Below are 20,440 nucleotides of genomic sequence, written 5' to 3' on the forward strand. Positions count from 1 at the left end.
ATAATGTGAAGTTTGCCACATTTGACGCTGCTTTTTTCACCTTGTTGCTATGTTTTAAGGCTAAAAACAACAATCCCGTAGTGGTAAAACTACGGGATTGTTTGTCAAAGTAGCTAAGCTTATCCAACTTAGCTGATTTGTAGCAGGTTCAAATAGAGGCTAATGGGCTTCATCCCAGTTGTCGCCAATACCAGCCTCTGCTAATAATGTGACATCTAAACTCGCGGCTTGCGCCATAAGTTCACATACTTTGGCTTTAAGTGTCTCAGCTTGGCTTTCCTCAACTTCAAAGACTAATTCATCGTGAACTTGCATCATCATCGTAATTTCGCCATTGGTGTCATGCTTAATCCATTGGTCAATACTGATCATTGCCTTCTTGATGATATCTGCCGCAGTTCCTTGCATTGGCGCATTAATCGCTGCGCGCTCAGCAGCTTGGCGGCGCATAGCATTTCTATCTTTAATGTCAGGAAGATATAAGCGTCTGCCATAAATTGTTTCAACATACCCGACTTCAGCTGCTAATGCTCGAGTGTCTTCCATATATTTAAGGACACCTGGATATCGAGCAAAATAAGTATCGATATAGGTTTGTGCTTCTTTACGAGGAATATCGAGTTGTTTAGCTAAGCCAAATGCAGACATACCGTAAATTAAGCCGAAGTTTACCGCTTTTGCACGACGACGTTGTTCTGTTGTGACTTCTTCAAAATGAACCCCAAAGACTTCTGCAGCAGTGGCTTTATGAATATCTTTATTCTCAGCAAAGGCGGTTAACAAGCCTTTGTCTTGAGATAAGTGCGCCATAATGCGCAGCTCGATTTGAGAGTAATCGGCTGCGAGCACTTTGCGACCTTCAGGTGCAATAAAGGCTTGCCTAATGCGGCGGCCTTCTTCTGTACGAATTGGTATATTCTGTAAGTTTGGCTCGCTTGATGATAAACGACCTGTTGCAGCATTAGCTTGATGATAACTAGTATGAACTCGCCCCGTTTCTGGATTTACCATTAACGGTAGCTTGTCAGTATAGGTACTCTTAAGCTTAGATAGACTTCTGTGCTGCAAAATGAGTTTAGGTAGTGGGTAGTCTAATGCAAGCTCGATGAGCACATCTTCAGCAGTTGAAGGGGCACCTTTTGGGGTTTTTTTGATGATCGGGTATCCGAGTTTTTCAAAAAACAGCGCTTGTAATTGCTTAGGAGAGCTTAAGTTAAACTTCTCGCCCGCTATGTCGTAGGCTTTGGTTTCAAGCTCATCAATTTTTTGCGCCAATTCATCGCTTTGCTGGCTTAGCAACATGCTATCAATTAACACACCTTGACGTTCAATGTCGGATAATACTTGAATAAGCGGTAGTTCAAGCTCATTGAATACCGACGCTAAAGAAGATTCTTTTTCGACTCTCGGCCATAGGTGTTCATGTAGCCGCAGCGTGATATCAGCATCTTCAGCCGCATAAGGACTTGCCGTGGCTAAATCGATTTGGTTAAAGGTGAGTTGTTTAGCACCTTTACCGGCAATTTCTTCAAAACTGATATTTTTATGCCCTAAATACTTAAGTGCTAAGCCGTCCATATCATGACGGGAAGCGACTGAATTAAAGACATAAGATTCAAGCATTGTATCAAAACGGACACCTTTTAGTGTAATACCTGCATTAGCAAAGATGCTGATGTCATACTTAAGGTTTTGACCAACCTTTTTAATGCTGTCACTTTCAAGAATAGGTCTTAGTTGCTCTAGCGCGTATTCAACAGGGAGTTGTTCTGGTGCATCAAGATAATCATGAGTTAATGGCAGGTAGGCCGCTTTACCTGCCTCTACTGCGAACGAAATGCCAACAAGCTTAGCTTCCATATAGTTAAGGCTGGTGGTCTCTGTATCTACTGCAATCAGCTCAGCTTTTGATAGTGTCGCAATCCATTTAGCTAAATCGGCTTCAGTCAGTATGGTCTCATATTCTGCTTCAATTGCAGGTGCTGGTGGCGTAATTTCTTCAGTATTTGAGTTTGCAGACGCAGCTGAAAAGTTGGATTTGTTATCTAATACTTCAGCTAACCAACGCTTAAATTCCATTTCTCCAAACAGTTTTATAAGCTCATCGCGGTCTTGAGGCTTAATTTCTAACGGCGTCCAATCATCGTCCCATTCAACATCCGTTTTGATGGTGGCGAGATCGTAAGATAACTGCAGCATCTCTTTATTATCTTCAATCTTCTTAGGCATGGTTTTTGAGCCGCGGAAGGTGACGTCAAGTACGCTTTCTGGGTTAGCGATGAGTTTATCAACTCCACCGACACCGGTAAGCATAGCTAAAGCTGTTTTTTCACCAACACCTGGTAAGCCAGGAATGTTATCGGCTTTATCACCCATCATCGCAAGTAGATCAATAATAAGCTCTGGGCCGACACCAAATTTTTCTGTGACCTCATCTGGCCCCATAATAGTGTCGGTCATAGTGTTAATTAAGGTGACATGTTCATCAACGAGCTGCGCCATATCTTTATCGCCAGTACTGATCAGCGTTGCTCGACCTTCTTTACTGGCTTTTAAAGCAATAGTACCAATGACATCGTCAGCCTCGACACCAGGAATGCAAATCAATGGTAAACCTAAAGCGTGAATGATGGCATGTAGTGGTGCGATTTGAGATCGCAAGTCATCTGGCATCGGCGGACGCTGAGCTTTATATTCGCTGTACATATCATTACGAAATGTCTTGCCCTTAGCATCAAATACCACCGCAATATGACTTGGATTGTATCGGCTCATAAGGCTACGAAGCATATTGACTACACCGTATACAGCACCGGTTGCTTCGCCTTTTGAATTAGTCAAATGTGGTGGTGCATAAAATGCTCGATAAAGATAAGAAGAACCATCCACAAGGACGAGTGGGTTATTGGGGATTGTTGGCATAGTCTGTTTTCATATTCAGTATTCTGAGATGGCCTTAGAATGCCACATACAAGGATTTTCAGCCACGGAAAATTATCCCTCAGCCTGTGGATAAGTCTGTGAGTGAATTAATATATCATCTAAGGGTGTTTTAATTACGACTGGGAATAAAACGTTTAAGCTTTTGAATTTACTTATTTTATAATAATTTTGTGAGTTAAATAGTAGTTTTAAAAAATAATCCGATTATGTGGACTTTTTTAATATTCTTATTGATTTACTCGATTATTTGGTACAGTTTTTAAACCATGAAATAAATTCGAGAAACTAAGTTAGCATGTTTTTTAATCAGATCAATAGATTTGTTTAAAAAAAGTTAAAATAATCTGTTTTTAAAGGAACTGAAATGAAAAATATTGCAGTGCTACTCAGTGGATGTGGCGTTTATGACGGAGCTGAAATCCATGAATCGGTGTTAACATTACTGGCATTATCAAAAGCTGGGGCCGATTATCAGTGTTTTGCTCCTGATATTGAGCAAATGCATGTGGTGAATCATCTCAACGGTGAAGTTAGTGCTGAGCAGACGCGCAATGTACTGCAAGAGTCGGCTCGTATTGCTCGTGGAGAAGTGCTTAATACAACTGAGCTAGATATCAGCCTGTTTGATGCCTTGATAGTACCTGGCGGTTTTGGTGCGGCTAAGAATTTATGTGATTTTGCAGTGGCTGGAAGTGGCTGCAAGCTGCATCCAGAAGTCGAACGCTTCATTCAAGAGTTTGTGTTAGCGAAAAAACCAATCGGTTTTATGTGTATCGCACCTGTAATGATGCCCGCACTTTATCCAAATGGAATTAAAGGGACAATCGGTAATGATAGCGGCACTGCGCAAGCTTATACAGAAATGGGCGGCGAGCATTGTGATGCAAGCGTTGAAGACATTGTGGTCGATATAGACAATCTTGTGGTATCCACACCTGCTTATATGTTGGCGAATTCGATTACTGAGGCGCAAGTCGGCATTGAAAAGCTGGTCAACCAAGTATTAAAAATGATCCGCTAGCTTTTTATATTCGCTTATCATTTAGTTTGGAGTCTGGATAAGGCTTTCTGATAGAAAGCCTTTTGAAAATAACTTAATAACTACTCTTCCGTTTACTATCAAATGCCCCTTGGGCTAACCCAACGAGTAATCCACCAATATGAGCACCGTTAGCTATCGGCATGCCAAGTAAATCGGTAAAGCCGAGTACTAACCAAATTAACATGAATGTCATGTAGCTATTAGGAATACCTATGCCAGACTCTGGAGCCCGTTGACCCATTATCCATGTGTAACCAACAACGGCATAAACCACTCCAGATAAGCCGCCAAAGTTAGGTCCTGTCATCATGTATTGCACTAGGCTGGGTAAACTACCTGCCACAAGTAATAGAATAATTAGTGGGCGGGTGCCAAGTTTGGTTTCAATTTTACCGCCTAGATACCACCACCAAAGTAGGTTAAACAGCAGATGCATTGCAGAGAAATGCATTAAACTGGGGGTGAATATTCGCCATATCTGGCTAAAGTCGCTGTTTGGTATAGCTCCAAAAAATGATAATTGGCTGAAAACTTGATTGGAAAAACCAAGGTTCATTGCAGCAAAAACGGCTACACACACAAAAAAGGTAACTAAAGTGAGTGGTCCTGCTCCAGTAATGAATTGTTGAATGAGCCCTAAGGAAGATGAACCATAATCTAGCTTAGTTTGAGTGGAGCCATTATCCCACGAGGCTTCTAAATACTTTTTCTGATATGGATTTTGTTTGAACTGTTCGAACTCGTATCTAGCTTGTTCTGCTTTAGCTTCATCATTTACGACCAATGACACACCATGCTCAGTTACCACAGGAACACACTCTATATCTAACCCTTTAAGGTAATCAATAAAGGCTTGTGCTGCGCGAGCATGAGGAAGTTGGCCGATTTCAATCATGAGTTTGCAGCGCTCCAAGCAGTAAAGCCACCATCAAGGCTATAAACGTCATCAAAACCCTGCTCAATCAAATATCCTGCAGCGCCTTGGCTGCTAATACCGTGGTAACAGACCACCACAAGTGGGTTATCCATGTCTGCTTCAGCTATTACATGAGCAATATTTTCATTAGTGAGATGAATAGCGCCTTCAATATGGCCTGCAGCATAACTTGCTGCATCACGAATATCGACGATTTGAACATCATCAGAATCTGCTGTCATATGGATAAGTTCATTGATCGAAAGGTGTTTGAAAGTGCTCATGCTGTACCGCTGCTAATTGAAATGAGAAAGAGTGATTAACTGAAGTATCTTATAAGGGGCTGCATAGATACAACCCCTTTATTTTTGCGGTAATTGATAAAAGGGATTAATCCCAGTTTAAAATTACCTTGCCAGATTGACCTGAACGCATTGCATCAAAGCCCTGCTGAAAGTCATCAATAGAGAAGTGGTGAGTGATAATCGGTGACAAATCTAGTCCAGACTGGATAAGACTGGCCATTTTGTACCAGGTTTCAAACATCTCGCGACCATAAATGCCTTTTAAGATAAGGCCTTTAAAGATCACTTTGCTCCAATCAATGGCCATATCACCGCCAGGAATACCTAACATAGCAATTTTACCGCCATGGTTCATGGTATCGAGCATTGAGTGAAATGCTGAAGGCACGCCTGACATTTCTAAACCGACATCAAAGCCTTCCGTCATACCAAGCTCATTCATGACATCTTTTAAGTCTTCTTTAGCAACATTTACTGCGCGAGTTGCGCCCATTTTACGCGCTAAATCGAGGCGGTACTCATTCACATCAGTAATGACCACGTGGCGTGCGCCAACATGTTTACAAACGGCAGCAGCCATGATGCCGATAGGACCAGCACCTGTGATTAATACATCTTCGCCTACCACATCAAATGACAATGCCGTATGAACGGCATTACCAAAGGGATCAAATACAGAGGCTAAGTCATCTGAGATATCATCTGGAATTTTAAAGGCGTTGAAAGCTGGAATAACTAGGTATTCTGCAAATGCGCCATCTCGGTTAACACCAACACCAGAGGTATTACGACATAAGTGAGTACGGCCGCCGCGACAGTTTCGGCAGTGACCACAAGTAATGTGGCCTTCGCCTGAAACACGGTCACCGACAGTAAAACCACGAACCTCTTGGCCCATATCAACCACTTCACCGACATACTCGTGACCTACAACCATAGGGACAGGAATCGTGTTTTGTGACCATTCATCCCAGTTGTAAATATGAACATCAGTGCCACAAATAGCGGTTTTGCGAATTTTAATCAGTAGATCGTTATGACCCATTTCTGGCTTGGGTGCATCAACCATCCAGATGCCTTCTTCAGGCTTTAACTTGCTTAATGCTTTCATTGTCCTGACCTTAAATTATGCCCATTTCTTTACCAATACGGGTAAAGGCTTCAATGGCTTTATCGATTTGTGGGCGAGTATGTGCAGCTGACATTTGGGTGCGAATTCGTGCTTGGCCTTTAGGGACGACAGGGAAAGAGAAGCCAACAACATAGATGTTTTCAGCTAATAAGCGATTTGAAAAGTCACCTGCTAATTTGGCATCACCAATCATCACTGGAATAATGGCATGATCAGCACCCGCTAACGTAAAGCCTGCTTTGGTCATTTCTTCACGGAAATAACGACTGTTTTCCCATACAGCTTCTCGCAAAGCGTGACCTGACTTAAGCATTTCCAGTACATGGATTGATGCACTTACAATTGAAGGTGCTAATGAATTCGAGAATAAATAAGGGCGAGATCGCTGACGTAACCAGTCGATGACTTCTTTTTTACCAGAAGTGAATCCGCCAGATGCACCGCCAAGTGCTTTGCCTAATGTACCGGTAATGATGTCTACACGATCCATCACTTGGCAAAACTCGTGTGTGCCACGGCCGTTTTCACCCACAAAACCAACAGCGTGCGAGTCATCAACCATGACTAATGCGCCGTATTTATCGGCTAAATCACAAACGCCTTGTAAGTTAGCAATGACGCCATCCATTGAGAATACGCCGTCGGTTGCGATTAAAATATCGCGTGCGCCAGCTTCTTTGGCGGCTTTTAGCTGTGTTTCAAGATCTGCCATATCATTATTGGCATAACGGAAACGTTTAGCTTTACATAAACGGACACCATCAATGATTGACGCATGGTTTAATGCATCAGATACGATAGCATCTTCAGGACCCAATAAGGTTTCAAAAAGACCTGCGTTGGCATCAAAACAAGAAGAATACAAAATCGTATCTTCCATGCCTAAAAATTCGCTCAGGCTATTTTCTAATTGCTTGTGAATATTTTGGGTACCACAGATAAAACGTACAGAAGCCATACCAAAACCGTGGCTGCTTAATCCGTTTTGAGCTGCATTAATTAATTCCGGGTGATTTGCTAGACCTAAATAGTTGTTAGCACAGAAGTTAATCACTTCTTCGCTATTAACGTTAATCGCAGTCTGTTGAGCAGAAGTGATGACGCGTTCACTCTTGTATAAGCCTTCAGCTTTAACATCGACAAGTTGTTGATTTATGCGGTCGTAAAATGAGGTAGTGGCCACCTGATTTCTCCTAAATATAGTTTTAATATGGAAATCGCTTGGCGGCATTCTAACCTTAATTTTACTGGCTCTACAGTGTTTTTTTTAACCTGAATAGCGACATAAAAATGATTAGGGCTAGGGATGTTTTCACATTAGATATACTAATCAATAACAAGCGAGAGTGAATTGCTGATTAATGAAAGGCTTACTATGTTAATAAAACCGTGGGCCGCCTTTTTATTGCTTTATTTTAGTCATAAAAAGGCGGTTTGTAAGTGTGGCGAGAGAACAAGTTTATGCCGCTGCATCGCGCTCTTGTGAAGCAACATCAAGGTAATGCTGTTCAAGACGGGTGAAAGTCGCTTCTGAACCAGGGGTTGAATAAGCTTTAAATATCATCAACACACGTAGTAAACCTTCATAAAGCGTAGCTTTGGTGATGGTTGAGGTGCTTGATTGGGTTAATTGGTAGCTTATCCAAAAACTCACCATCATTTTTATGGTGTCAGCTAAAGCGGTGACCTTACTATCTTCTATTTCAAGGAATCCATCACTAATAAGCTTACGTAATACATGACTCGAGCGGCTTAATACTTGTTCTTGCGCTGTAAGGTAGCGCGCTTTAAGCGCTTCATCACGGCTAAGGATATCGGCAAGGTTGGCATACATAAAACGGAACTGCCATAGGGTGTAAAACATGGCATCGAAATAGCCCATTAACAGTTCAATATCAACGGTTGTGTCTTCATACGGTTTGAAACCTGACTCTAGGTGACTTTCATATAAGGCAAAGATGGAATTGATAATGTCTTCTTTATTACGGAAGTGGTAATAAAGATTACCTGGGCTGATACCAAGGTGAGCTGCAATATGATTGGTGGTGATGTTACGTTCACCATGTTCGTTAAAGAGTTCAAGACTGGCAAAAACAATTTTATCGCGGGTTTTCATATCGGTTCCAATTATCAATTGCTAAATATAGGAGTCTTGAAGACTCAATATGCCGCTCAGCGCATATCCTTATGAATGTTATATCAAATGACGCCAATATCTGGTCAGTTCAGCCAGCACGTGATGATCGCACTGGTTAGTTCACATCTTGCTGACAAAAGAAAAGATATCTATGCAAGATGTTTATGGTGAATGATCACACATTTATGTCATTTAGGTTTATGTTAGCATTGTGTTTATCTGACAAGCAAAATTGATTAAGACTCTTTTAATGACTCGTGGCCTATATTCTTTATTACTATATGTTCTTTCGCCTTTAGTGGTGATGTATTTTGCTTTTCGTGGCATTAAAAGTCCTGCATATCGTCAGCGTTGGGGCGAGCGGTTTGGGTTAACCTCGTTATCGAGCTCTGATGTGTTAATCCATAGCGTATCAATGGGAGAAACCTTAGCTGCAATACCATTGATAAAGACATTAATGGCGCAGCATCCTCAGCTGACTTTCACCATTACAACCACTAGCCCTACTGGCTCTGATGAAGTGCTTAAAGCATTTAAAGCCGATCTCGGCGGTCGAGTTCAGCATTGTTATCTTCCGCTGGATTTTAGTCTTTGCGTTAAACGTTTTTTAGCGCAAGTTAACCCTAAGATATGCATCATGATGGAAACTGAACTTTGGCCAAATCTGATTCACTTTGCTAAAGCGCAGCAATGTAAGTTGATATTAGCCAATGCACGCTTATCTGAAAAGTCTGCTGCAAAATACCAAAAGCAAGCCAAGCTGAGTCAACCTATGCTGACTAAGTTAGATGCTATTGCGGTGCAAACCCAAGCAGAAGCACTAAGGTTTGAAGTGTTGGGAGTGAGCTCAGATACTTTAAAGGTTTGTGGCAGCCTGAAATTTGATTTAAATATTGATGAAAGCAAACAACTTCAAGCGCAAGCTCTGCGGCAACAGTGGGGGCGTGTTTCATCCCCTGTGTGGGTTGCTGGAAGTGTTCACCCTGGTGAGTTTGAAATCATGCTTCAAGTGCATCAGCAGCTTTTACAAGATTATCCAAACGCGCTGTTAATTATGGCACCAAGACATCCAGAGCAGTTTAATGTAGCGGCAGTAGCCACGACTCAGCAGGGGCTAACTTTAGCAAGACGCAGCATGAATGAAGCGGTTAACTCAAGTGTGAATGTTTTACTGGGCGACACTATGGGAGAGTTGTTAATGCTGTATGGCGCCGCGGATTTTGCATTTATTGGTGGCACCTTGATAGAAAATGGCGGCCATAACCCACTAGAGCCCGCCGCAATGGGTTTACCTGTTAGCGTTGGGCCAAATCATTGGGACTTTGCTGAAATCACCGCTTTATTACAACAAGCTGGTGGACTAGAAGTGGTGGAAGATAAAAATGAGCTAGTTGAGCATCTATTGGACTTATTTGCCGATAAAGTACAACACGACAATGCAGCTAAGGCTTGTTTAACAGTAGTTAGCCAAAACCGTGGGGCATTGGCCAAACAGCTACAGGTTATTGAGTCCTATTTACCGCCAGCACATAAATAAAACTCGATACAGTTATGAATTTGTAGAGTTAGAGGGTTGCAGAGTTAGGAGTGTTTGCTCATAAACTGGTTGTAACCTATTAAAAGTTGCTGCCAGTTCTCTTGCTCAAATTGTAATGCGGGTAGTTTGGCTTTTTCTTTATTAAACGAGCGTAACAAGCGGCTTAAGTTGGCTTGTTGCCATGTTGAGTTCGGCGTTTTAAGTTCACCCCGATCAAAATCAATTAGATAAAACTGCTCATCAGCGAATAAGATATTTTTGGCATTCAAATCTGCATGGTAAACGCCGCGAAGGTGAAATTGAGCAATGGTTTTCCCCAGTTGTTGCCATTGCTGCGCAGTTAATTCTGATTTTGTCAGCAATGCGACTAAATCATTCGCACCGTTAACTAATTCAATTAATAAATCTGCACGATACCAAATACCAAAGCGCTCAACATTAGCGGCAATAGGCCTTGGTACTGGGAAACCTTCTTGGTGAAGGGTGTTTAAAATCGTAAGTTCACCCATGGCGCGGGTGCGGTTAAAACCAGTAAACACATAGGCATCTTTACTGAGTTTTTCCATTAAGCCACCACGCCAATAATGCCTTAATACCCATTGCTGGGTTTTATGCTCAACAAACCACGTTGTATAGCGGCCTTTAGACTGGCCAATAACGGCGTTATTTTTATGCCAATACTCAGGAGTGAAGTTTGTTGGCGTAAGGTCTTTAGCGAGATCATCGCACCAAGCGATAACACCTTTGTTTGTTGTTTTTATTTGCATAAGTGAATTACAAAGCTTTGATTTGTCTGTGGCTATATCGCTTATTCTACATTAAGATCGAACTCTTGTACTTATCTGGTTAATGGCCCATGAAAGCTGACTTTGCATCAATGACATCCCTATGTTTACTTCGATTATCCGCAATTGGCGATGTTTGTCATGCTGTTGCAATGGTGCAGGCGATTCAGAAGCAATATCCACAGTTAAAGATCACCTGGGTGATTGGTAAAGTCGAATATCAACTACTCAAGCACCTTCCAGGGGTTGAGTTTGTTATTTTTGATAAGTCGCAAGGCTGGCGCAGTTATGCCAAATTACGTAAAGACTTAGCAGCTCAGAAATTTGATGTGTTATTGCATATGCAGGTCGCACTAAGAGCCACGATTGCTTCATTGATGATTAAAGCCAAAATTCGAATTGGTTTTGACAAAGCCCGCGCTAAAGAAGGTCAATGGTTAGTGACCAATCACGCAGTTGAACCATTAGCTACTCCTCATGTTTTAGAAGGCTTTATGGGCTTTGCAAAAGCCATTGGCGTTGAGGATCTCACTCCTCGTTGGTGTATCCCTGTTCCTGCTGCTGATACTCAATTTGCGAATGACTTGATTGGCAAGGATGAAAAAGTATTAGTGATTTGCCCAGCAGCCAGTAAAGCTGAGCGCAACTGGTTACCAGAAAGATATGCTGCAGTGGCAGATTACGCTGTATCACAAGGGTATCGTGTACTTATTTGTGGTGGGCCGAGTCAACTTGAAGTCGAACTAGCAAGTGCAATTACTGGTTTTGCTACTCAGCCAATTGAGAATATGGTGACTAAAACCTCTTTAACACAGCTATTATCAGTATTGAAAAATGCAGCAGTAGTCATTGCGCCCGATACAGGCCCTGCGCACATGGCTGTTACACAAGGGACGCCAGTCATTGGCTTATATGCGCATTCAAACCCAGGTAGAACCGGCCCTTACCTGTCACAGGAACATGTGGTTAGTGTTTATGACTCTGTGATTGTGCAGCAGTTTCCCAATCAAGATATTCCATGGGGAAAGCGAGCTAAAGGGAAGGAGTTAATGGCCTTGATTGAGGTTGAAGATGTTATCGCTGCATTTGATGACGTGATAAAAAAATAGCCCGCTATTGCGGGCTATTATTAATATTTGTGCTGTGGATGGAAGAGGCCAAATACGGCACTTAACAATGGAATAGGTAACTTAGTTTTACGTTGTTGCTTCAACATATACCAATGCCATGCTTGCTTTTTGTAGTCTAATATTTGAGCTTCCGACAGTTGGTCTTTAAAAATTTCACAATAATCAATAATGAACTTTAAATCGCGCATAGGGACTTTTTCTCTGTACCCTCGACCTGCATAATGAATAAAGCTTGCTGATTGATAATCTTCTAGTCCTAAAAGAGGCATGCGATTAAAGCGTTTATCTACGCTAACGCAATTAATTTTGTCTCTGCGAATAAGATAATTAATATAAGTTTGATCATAAAACTTCACTTCATTGCAAATTTTTTGCATCTCATCAGCGCTAGCATTATCGAACAGCCCTGTTTCTTTGGATAATAAAATCATCCCTGAATTGAAGTACACCATTTTGCCATTTTCTTCTGGCCAATGCGCTTCTCCGAGTACTTCATTAATGCGTTGAGCGTGAGGGGAGCGATCTTTGTATTTCCCCTCATTGAACATGTAAACAGTGTCTAGCTCAGGGCATTCTTCAAAAATATTTTCCGCAAATGGACTGACTAATATGTCTGCGTCTAAATAAAGAACACGGTCATAAGTTTTTAACAGTTCTGCTATATATAATTTTTCAGACCAAGCAGGGCTAGCGTCATACTTCTTGTTATTTACATGCAGATGATAATGAAGTTCTTTAGATACAATTACATCAGCACCAACTTTCTTACCATATTCTTCAAAGCTAGTAATCGCTGCCTTATACATTGGATTATCACCAATGGCTAAAGTAAATATTGCCCTTTTCATTTTTATAAAGCCTTTATTCTTGAATTAATTTTATGCATGCGAACTCATGTTCAAATACTTATTAAATACAGTGTCTACACTAATATCTGAAACATGCCCTTTGCCTTCGGTGGCGTACATAACATGAGATGTCGCGCTTTCAGGTGGTGCCCAATAAGGTTTTTTCTGACGCATCATGGCTAAAAGTGGGCGCTTAGCTGCAAATGCAAAGTGCAGTATTGCGGTATCGACTGTTATCACAAAATCAGATAATGCAATCAATGAAGGTAATTCAAAGAAATGCTTATCAACAGTAAACACTACCAGCTGGATATTATTCTCTTGGGAGAATATGTGAGCTGCAGTTTTCACTTCTTCGAAATTTTCTGGCGTCACATTGATGATATATCGATGACCATTGTCAGTTTGCTCGAGCGAACTTATCAAAGAGAATAGCTGAGTTAATTGCCAGTCTTTTTTAGTATTTGTTGATAGGTGGTTCAAAAAGAAAAGTTTACCATTTGTCGTTGGAAACTTGCCAGCTAGCCACTCTTTTGAGTCTGTTGTCGTTTGGTCAGGGACAACTAAATTTGGCATCATTTGCTCTTTTGAAAGTTGCAAATCAAAAATACTATTCATGACCTTCATAAAGCGATCTGTAATGTGGTGATTCGTCGGCAATGAGTCCGTATCGAGCTGATACACCTTATCGCTATTTCGAAATAGCACGAAGTTAAGTAATCCTCTATACGGAGCTTTGGAAACACTGGATACAATAAAGGCTTTAGGCGATATTTTTCTGGCAATATCAGAGAATTGATTTGCTTTACTGCCTGGAGAATGACAAACAATGATGTCGTAGTTTCTTTGATTGGCTTGTTCTATTTGGCTATCTCTTGCACTTGTAGAGTCTGTGCAACCGTAGCTTTGATTAAACGTACCTTCTGCTTGCATCCACTGCTGTAAAATCTTACTTCTAGATAGCCGCCATGCATCGGTATTGCAGCGATTGTCATCTAACCAGATATCAATTTCGATATGCGGGTGTTGATGCTTAAGAGCAATAAGAAAAGTTTTAAAATAGAGAAAATCACCTAATGCAAAAGGTGATATAAATAGCAAGCGTTTGCTATTTGATAACTGTTCAGAAGAGATGATGGGCATAAGTAGGTTTAATGCTTTAAAAGTCATAATAAAGCATAACCTGAAAGTAAAATGAATAAAATCGTATAATCGAAATAGTGATAAATTGAAGCTAAATTTATTGTCACTTCAATTTATTATTACTCAATATAAATAATTTAGGCGTTAAGCTCTAAATAATCGACAATTCTACTTGATGCTAAGCCGTCGGTCGGGCCTACATGGTCTGTAGTGTATTTTAGACGGTTTTCTTTAAACTCTTCTGGTTGACTCAATTGCTGAGGGATTGCAGCAAGTAATGAAGCGTAATCATTTACGTGAAAGCCGATTTCTGAATATAAAACATTATCCTTACCAAAACGGTTATTGAATCGGAATTTGAAAACCCCGCGATATGACCATTTCAACTTGAAGAAGTTACAAACGATCACTGGTTTATTTAATGCGGCGAACTCAAACAAGGTGCTTGATGCTTCGCTTAACAAAATGTCGGCATTTTTCATGAAAGGCAGCAAAGAAATATCTTGCTCCTTGGCGACATAGACATTGCTGTATTTTGACCATTTCGCCAATTTATCTCTTTGTTTTTTGTATTGCTCTCTGACCTGGGTTAAAGAGTGTGGCTTAATGAGAATATTGTATTCCTTGAAATCAGTTGGCCAGTTATCAGGAAAGCATTCTAACGAACTTGGATTAAAGGTAGGCGCATACAAAATGGTTTTTTTATTAGGATCCAAACCTAGTTTGGCTAAATCAAACCCTGGTTCTGTTTGATTGAACATAGGGTCTAACTTTGAAAAACCGACTTGGACAAATTCGTCTTTTGGGTAATATTCTTTAATCTTAGATAATCTTAGTGCACCTTCAATAAAACGCACTGTCATTGGGGTTTTTGACTTATGGTAATAGCTGGGTTTAGGGCCAACGCCATGGCCTAATTGTGCTGTTTTAGAATGCTGATGAACTTCATCTAGAAAGTCAGATTCATTTCCAAAAAAGATCCACTCAGGCTTGAGAGATAAGTAAGTCTGCTTTGCTTCATGCTTATCTTTAACCCAGATACATTCTACATGTAGATTTTCTATGGTGTTTGAGAACGCTTGTTGATCGTTTTTATTGCTATAGCAAACTAGCTTAACCTGATGGTTTCGTTTCTTAAGTTGTTCGATGATTGGAACGTATTGAGGTAAATAATATACATTCAATGTGTCAAACACGATTAACATAGCATTCTCTTTAAAATTATTATTTTAATAATGGACGGCTCTGTGGCCATTTAAGTTAGATGTTGTTCTGTTATTTTGTTTTAAAACAGAAATAATTAATGAGGATGTGATCACAATGACGCCTTAGCATCTGTAGTGTTATCTCTTTAACAAAGACTCATTATGTAACAATATTTGTGAAAGTGAAAGAATAGGCATAGCGACTGAAACCATATAATCAGAAAATTATCTGTAAATTAATCTTATCTACTCGAAGTCTAGTTTGGGCGCTAAACATGGGAGAAAGTAAACTTAAACACTAGGCATTTACCATTTAAGCTTGATTGAAATAATTAAATGACAAAAGCTAGATGAATGCGTGAGTTAATGGGGCCTTTATAGACGGTTTACTGTATTTCAATTAAAATAACCTTCTCATTTTTACAAGATACGTTAACTATGCCTCAATCTACCCTGAGAACTTTCGATTACCCTGCAAGTTTAATAAAAAGCTATCAGCATTGGCACTTGTTACTCAGACCAGATCAACCGACATTAGGTTCAATGGTATTGGTGTGCAAAGAAAGTGTTCATCATTACTCTGGTATTTCAAATGCGGCTGCTGAAGAGCAAAAGCAAATTATTTCAGACATTGAAAGGGTGTTAAAGTATCGTTTTGACTGCAATAAAGTTAACTATTTAATGTTGATGATGGTGGATCCTGCAGTTCATTTTCACATTATTCCTCGCTATGAATTTCCTGTCGATTTTTGTGGTCAAGACTACGTTGATTCAAATTGGCCTAAACCACCAAGTCTAGTTGATGAATTAAAGTTAGAAGCCATTTATCGAGATGAATTGCTTAAGACTTTGAAGAGCGATTTTTGTAATGTAGCTGAAACAGTGGTTGCAGACTCTAAAAAGCCTTTTAGAAGAATGTATACTTCTGGCTGCTTTGATATTTTTCATCAAGGGCATCTAAATATCTTGAAGAAAACCAAAGAGCTGTGTGACTATTTAATTGTTGGTGTTTCTACCGATGAGTTGATTATTAAGTCAAAAGGCCGCCCGCCAATTATCCCTTTTGAAGAAAGAATTTCGATTCTAGAATCAAATAGATTTGTTGATGAGGTTATACCCCAAGTTGACAAAAATAAACAAGATATTGTTGACCAGTATAATATTGATGCGATTTCAGTTGGTTCTGATTGGAAAGGGAAATATCCAGCTGTGACCTGTGAGATGGTGTATTTCGATTATACCCCGAATGTTAGCTCTACCGTGTTAAAGCAAAAGTTAAATATTACACCTGACTCAAAGGCATAATGCTTTTAGGTTAGTTAAGGGTTGTGATTTGTTCAATCCTTTACATACAGAGCCACACTTACAAGGTGAGTTATTGACGCAACAAGCAATTTGCGTGTTGAATTTAAAGTAACAATGACTCTTAAGTGGCTAAAACCTATATCGAATATTTATGCAGATTATGCATACCAATCACAACATTAAGCCATGGATGGAAAATCGAGACATTATGCAGTTTAAAGTGTTTGTCATAAATTTAGATAAAAGCACAGACAGAATGGCTTTTATGCAACAGCAGTTAAATCAGTTAAATATTGAGTATGAACGAGTGCCTGCTGTTTATGGTAAAGAGTTATCTGAAGCTGAAATAAGTAACATATTTGATAAAAAAACCAACCTTGAAAAGTACGACAAGGTGCTGAATGTGGGTGAGATTGGTTGCTATTTAAGTCATGTGAATTGTTGGAATGACATGATAGATAATCAAATTAACTATGCTTTGATTTTAGAAGACGATTCAATATTGGATAAAGGGCTTGTTGACTTAATTGAAAGCGTTGGCAAGCTTGCCGAACAATGGGACTATATTAAGTTATGCCATGGTCGGAAGAAAAAAGATATTATTGATTTTATTACATTAAATGACCAGTTTTCCTTAGGAACCTGCCTGAAATTGCCTTCGTCAACAAGAGGTCAGTTTGTATCTTTATCGGGGGCGAAAAAGCTTTTAGCCACTGCAATGCCAATTTCTAGACCTGTGGATATTGATATTCAGCATTGGTTTGAGAAAGAGTTAGCTTGTTTTGTGGTAAGGCCTTTTCCAGTTTTAGAGGCTGATTTTGATAGTGAAATTTGTCACCTTGAAAACAGGCATTTTGCCAAGAAGCATCCTTTGAAACGTATTTGGCAGAAAGCCGCGTTTGAAGTTAACGTTCGCTTGAATAGCCGAAATCTCCCAAAAGTGTCAAACTTGAAAAACTAATTAATAGCGCATATCTAGGTATGCGCTTTTTATTTATCGGGTTAAACCCCTTTAATCAGTTGTACCCACTGATGTTGCCAGTGTTCAAATGAGCACACATCTTTAATCGATAAATACCCTTGTCGAGCAAATCTGCTACTCGTTTCAATATCCGATATGGCTTTTGATATCACGGCTTCAAACTCATTTACATCAGGCATAATTAAATGACCATTGTGGCCATTTATAACCAGGTTAGATAAGCCGCCAACATTACTGCTTATCACTAAACATCCTGCAGCCATTGCCTCTATCATTGAAAGTGAAGTGCCTTCAGAACCCAGTGTTGGGATCACTGCGATATGTTGATCTTGGTGTACTTGAAAGCTGTCTTCCGGCTTGTATTGAGTAATTTGTACTTGGTTATTATCATTAAATAGAGCGGACAACTCAGACTCTAACGGACCTTCCCCAGCAAAAGTAACTTTTACATTAGGGTAACGCTGAGTTAAACGGGCAATCACTGGGGCTATCATGCCTACACCACGGTAATCGACAAAACGTCTGGCAATGATAATGTTTATCGACTTTTCTAGCTGAATTGGTTGCCATTTGTTCGATAGTGCTTCTTCTAAGATTTTTTGATGGAAGAAGTTATAAATCACTTTTACTTTAGTGTTGTCAGTATTAAGCCAGGTGCGGTACCAATTAACATAATTATGGTCCACACACACTAATGCATCGCTTTTGTCGGTATAACTTAAATACTTCATCTGATTCGCAAAAGAAGAAACTATTTGAGTAAACCTTGAAGATGAGCCGCGAGGCTTATCCCAAGACACGCCATGCTGAATAGCAATAGTTTTTATATTGGGGATGTTAACGGCATAAGAGTCAGTGGCAAATATAGCAATATCGTCATCTTGTGCCTGTGTTTTCACCCAATTAGCTAGAGCGTACTTTTTAGCGTTTCCTCGTTTCCAGCCAGTATTAATACCATGAATGGTATGAGTCTCTGATGCAGTTGTAAAAGCGGTTTTAGCTGGCTGTACTATGTGAGTTTTCCAGCCTTGGGCATGAAATGTCTCAATCAAACTCAGAATATAGTTTTCAATTCCACCAATAACCGTGACAGAACCCTGTTCATCAAACATGGCTCTGTAAATGATATAAATTGATTTCATTATGATGACAGCCCATAAGTGGTTGCGATGATGTGTTTAATACGTTGGCAAGCTAGTCCGTCGCCATAAGGATTAGTGATGTGTGAGAAACAAGATGGATCCTCCAAAAGTGCTTCAACAGCGGAAACTATTTTACGCTCATCGGTGCCGACTAGCTTGACGGTTCCAGCCTCAACAGCTTCTGGGCGCTCAGTTTTTTCTCGTAATACTAAAACTGGTTTATTAAGAGAAGGTGCTTCTTCTTGAATGCCACCAGAGTCTGTTAAAATAATATCTGCCCTATCCATTAGCAATACAAAGTCTTGGTATTGCAGAGGATCAATTAAATGGAAATTGTCTATATTGCCTAAATGTCTGTTAACGGGTTCTTGCACTTGAGGGTTCAAATGAACTGGATAGATCAAAGCAATTTCGGGGTGGTTTGATGCTATTTCTTTTAAGGCTTTACAGATATTTTCAAACCCTTGGCCGAAGTTCTCTCTCCTATGCCCTGTAATTAGTATGACTTTTTTGTTGGTTACTTTCGTGATTAAGCTTGCGAGGTTAGTACTTTGGTAGCTCGCTTTACGAGTTTGTTCCACTGTGGCTAATAATGCATCAATCACAGTGTTGCCTGTCACGAATATATGTTCTTTTAAGACGTTCTCTTGCAATAAATTATCAGCAGCACTTTGTGTTGGTGTAAAATGAAGTCGAGTTAATGTCGATGTTAATTTGCGATTTGCTTCTTCTGGCCAAGGTGAGTGAATATCTCCAGTCCTTAAGCCAGCCTCTACATGCCCAACATCAATCTGTTGATAAAACGCCGCTAAAGCAGAGGCAAATGAAGTCGTTGTGTCACCATGTACTAACACTAATTGAGGTTGGAAATCTTTAATCACCACACTTACTTGCTCAATTATCGCACTAGTTAACCAGTCTAAAGTTTGGTCTGACTTCATTAAATTCAAGTCATAATCTGGCTTTACATTAAAAGTACTTAATACCTGATCTAGCATTTCTCTATGCTGAGCAGTAACGCACACCTTGGCTTCAAATCGCGGATCGTCTTTGAGTGCTTGAACAAGCGGGCACATTTTAATCGCTTCGGGGCGCGTGCCAAAAACGAGGAGAACTTTTAAAGGAGAGCTTTTCAAAACAACTGAGCCAGAAATTAGATAGTTAACTAATTTTACCTCGTTACGATGTTATTAGCTATTCGGTGGCATAACTGAACGCGAAACATAACATTATTCAGTGGCTTATTTAATTTTGCTGTAACAAGCTCCCGTGTAGTATTATTCTACCTATTTATGACTTATGAGAAATAGGTTTAATTAAGCAAATGGCTCTTAATAAGTCTCTTTTTTGATAATCAATTCAGACATTGAAAGTGAATTAAACACATGCATAGACGCGCGATATATCCTGGAACCTTTGACCCTGTCACCAATGGACATGCTGATTTGATTGAGCGAGCGGCAAAACTATTTGGCCATGTGATTATCGGTATTGCTTCAAACCCTTCTAAAAAACCACTTTTTACTCTTGAGGAGCGGGTTGCTCAAGTTAATTTAGTGACTGCTCATCTTGATAATGTCGAGGTTGTTGGGTTTACTGGCTTATTAGTGGATTTTGCTAAAGAGCAAAATGCGAGTGTGCTTGTAAGAGGTTTACGTGCCGTATCTGATTTTGAATATGAATTTCAGTTAGCCAATATGAATCGCCGTTTGAACCCGGACTTAGAAAGTGTTTTTCTGACACCAGCAGAAGAAAACTCATTTATTTCTTCAACCTTAGTGAAAGAAGTTGCTTTGCATGGTGGCGATGTAAGTCAGTTTGTTCATGCAGATATTGTTTCATCACTTGAACAGAAAATAGCACAGAAAAAACAGAATAAATAATTAAA

Annotated in this window: 18 protein-coding genes; 6 read left to right on the top strand and 12 right to left on the bottom strand. The window is 40.0% G+C overall.

Features of this window, described 5'->3' with window-relative positions; all coding sequences use genetic code 11:
• Positions 1-159: 159 nt before the first annotated feature.
• Positions 160-2,922, bottom strand: a complete 2,763-nt coding sequence (gene polA, locus FNZ24_RS13355) for a DNA polymerase I (RefSeq protein WP_153915081.1) — start codon at positions 2,920-2,922, stop codon at positions 160-162.
• A gap of 385 nt (positions 2,923-3,307) precedes the next feature.
• On the opposite strand from polA, the gene elbB reads away from it, so the two are divergent.
• Complete coding sequence (gene elbB / locus FNZ24_RS13360; protein WP_153915083.1) at positions 3,308-3,964, top strand: isoprenoid biosynthesis glyoxalase ElbB; 657 nt, start codon at positions 3,308-3,310, stop codon at positions 3,962-3,964.
• Positions 3,965-4,037: 73 nt separating this feature from the next.
• Here the strand turns inward: elbB and glpG are convergent, their stop codons facing one another.
• The 5 genes from glpG to FNZ24_RS13385 all read right to left on the bottom strand — a co-directional run bounded on the left by glpG (position 4,038) and on the right by FNZ24_RS13385 (position 8,454).
• A complete protein-coding gene (glpG, locus tag FNZ24_RS13365) occupies positions 4,038-4,880 on the bottom strand; it encodes a rhomboid family intramembrane serine protease GlpG (protein ID WP_153915085.1) in 843 nt (280 codons plus the stop codon).
• The gene (glpE, locus tag FNZ24_RS13370) at positions 4,877-5,185 is read right to left on the bottom strand and encodes a thiosulfate sulfurtransferase GlpE (RefSeq protein WP_153915087.1); all 309 of its coding nucleotides are present in this window, start codon (positions 5,183-5,185) and stop codon (positions 4,877-4,879) included. The genes glpG and glpE overlap by 4 nt, the downstream gene beginning before the upstream one ends.
• A gap of 106 nt (positions 5,186-5,291) precedes the next feature.
• On the bottom strand, positions 5,292-6,317 hold the full coding sequence (gene tdh, locus FNZ24_RS13375) for an L-threonine 3-dehydrogenase (protein ID WP_153915089.1): 1,026 nt from the start codon (positions 6,315-6,317) through the stop codon (positions 5,292-5,294).
• Positions 6,318-6,327: 10 nt separating this feature from the next.
• Complete coding sequence (locus FNZ24_RS13380) at positions 6,328-7,521, bottom strand: glycine C-acetyltransferase (protein WP_153915091.1); 1,194 nt, start codon at positions 7,519-7,521, stop codon at positions 6,328-6,330.
• Positions 7,522-7,797: 276 nt separating this feature from the next.
• Positions 7,798-8,454 carry a TetR/AcrR family transcriptional regulator gene (locus FNZ24_RS13385; RefSeq protein ID WP_153915093.1) on the bottom strand — a complete coding sequence of 219 codons (657 nt, stop codon included), beginning with the start codon at positions 8,452-8,454 and terminating at the stop codon, positions 7,798-7,800.
• A gap of 271 nt (positions 8,455-8,725) precedes the next feature.
• On the opposite strand from FNZ24_RS13385, the gene waaA reads away from it, so the two are divergent.
• Positions 8,726-10,012 (top strand): lipid IV(A) 3-deoxy-D-manno-octulosonic acid transferase, encoded by a 1,287-nt coding sequence (gene waaA / locus FNZ24_RS13390; protein WP_153915095.1) that lies wholly within the window; start codon positions 8,726-8,728, stop codon positions 10,010-10,012.
• Positions 10,013-10,056: 44 nt separating this feature from the next.
• Here the strand turns inward: waaA and FNZ24_RS13395 are convergent, their stop codons facing one another.
• Positions 10,057-10,779 (bottom strand): 3-deoxy-D-manno-octulosonic acid kinase, encoded by a 723-nt coding sequence (locus FNZ24_RS13395; protein ID WP_153915097.1) that lies wholly within the window; start codon positions 10,777-10,779, stop codon positions 10,057-10,059.
• A gap of 89 nt (positions 10,780-10,868) precedes the next feature.
• Here FNZ24_RS13395 and FNZ24_RS13400 point away from each other — a divergent pair, with 89 nt between their 5' ends.
• Positions 10,869-11,906, top strand: coding sequence for a glycosyltransferase family 9 protein (locus tag FNZ24_RS13400; protein ID WP_228768485.1), 1,038 nt, complete (start codon positions 10,869-10,871; stop codon positions 11,904-11,906).
• Positions 11,907-11,926: 20 nt separating this feature from the next.
• Here FNZ24_RS13400 and FNZ24_RS13405 read toward each other — a convergent pair whose 3' ends face one another.
• The 3 genes from FNZ24_RS13405 to FNZ24_RS13415 form a co-directional block, all read right to left on the bottom strand.
• Complete coding sequence (locus tag FNZ24_RS13405; protein WP_153915098.1) at positions 11,927-12,775, bottom strand: glycosyltransferase; 849 nt, start codon at positions 12,773-12,775, stop codon at positions 11,927-11,929.
• Positions 12,776-12,805: 30 nt separating this feature from the next.
• Positions 12,806-13,945, bottom strand: coding sequence for a glycosyltransferase family 9 protein (locus FNZ24_RS13410; RefSeq protein WP_228768486.1), 1,140 nt, complete (start codon positions 13,943-13,945; stop codon positions 12,806-12,808).
• Positions 13,946-14,055: 110 nt separating this feature from the next.
• A complete protein-coding gene (locus FNZ24_RS13415; protein WP_153915100.1) occupies positions 14,056-15,123 on the bottom strand; it encodes a CDP-glycerol glycerophosphotransferase family protein in 1,068 nt (355 codons plus the stop codon).
• A 438-nt stretch (positions 15,124-15,561) separates the two neighbouring features.
• On the opposite strand from FNZ24_RS13415, the gene FNZ24_RS21710 reads away from it, so the two are divergent.
• Together FNZ24_RS21710 and FNZ24_RS13425 are read left to right on the top strand one after the other, a co-directional pair.
• Complete coding sequence (locus FNZ24_RS21710) at positions 15,562-16,428, top strand: adenylyltransferase/cytidyltransferase family protein (RefSeq protein ID WP_228768487.1); 867 nt, start codon at positions 15,562-15,564, stop codon at positions 16,426-16,428.
• A 151-nt stretch (positions 16,429-16,579) separates the two neighbouring features.
• The gene (locus FNZ24_RS13425) at positions 16,580-17,389 is read left to right on the top strand and encodes a glycosyltransferase family 25 protein (protein WP_228768488.1); all 810 of its coding nucleotides are present in this window, start codon (positions 16,580-16,582) and stop codon (positions 17,387-17,389) included.
• Between the two features lie 41 nt (positions 17,390-17,430).
• On the opposite strand, the gene FNZ24_RS13430 is transcribed toward FNZ24_RS13425, so the two are convergent.
• The gene (locus FNZ24_RS13430) at positions 17,431-18,552 is read right to left on the bottom strand and encodes a glycosyltransferase family 4 protein (protein ID WP_153915102.1); all 1,122 of its coding nucleotides are present in this window, start codon (positions 18,550-18,552) and stop codon (positions 17,431-17,433) included.
• Positions 18,552-19,688, bottom strand: coding sequence for a non-hydrolyzing UDP-N-acetylglucosamine 2-epimerase (wecB, locus tag FNZ24_RS13435; protein ID WP_267463733.1), 1,137 nt, complete (start codon positions 19,686-19,688; stop codon positions 18,552-18,554). Before wecB ends, FNZ24_RS13430 begins: the two co-directional genes overlap by 1 nt.
• Before the next feature lie 249 nt (positions 19,689-19,937).
• Here wecB and coaD point away from each other — a divergent pair, with 249 nt between their 5' ends.
• On the top strand, positions 19,938-20,435 hold the full coding sequence (gene coaD, locus FNZ24_RS13440; RefSeq protein ID WP_153915106.1) for a pantetheine-phosphate adenylyltransferase: 498 nt from the start codon (positions 19,938-19,940) through the stop codon (positions 20,433-20,435).
• Positions 20,436-20,440: the final 5 nt, after the last annotated feature.

This window comes from Shewanella sp. TC10, from assembly GCF_009663145.1.
Taxonomy (GTDB): domain Bacteria; phylum Pseudomonadota; class Gammaproteobacteria; order Enterobacterales; family Shewanellaceae; genus Shewanella.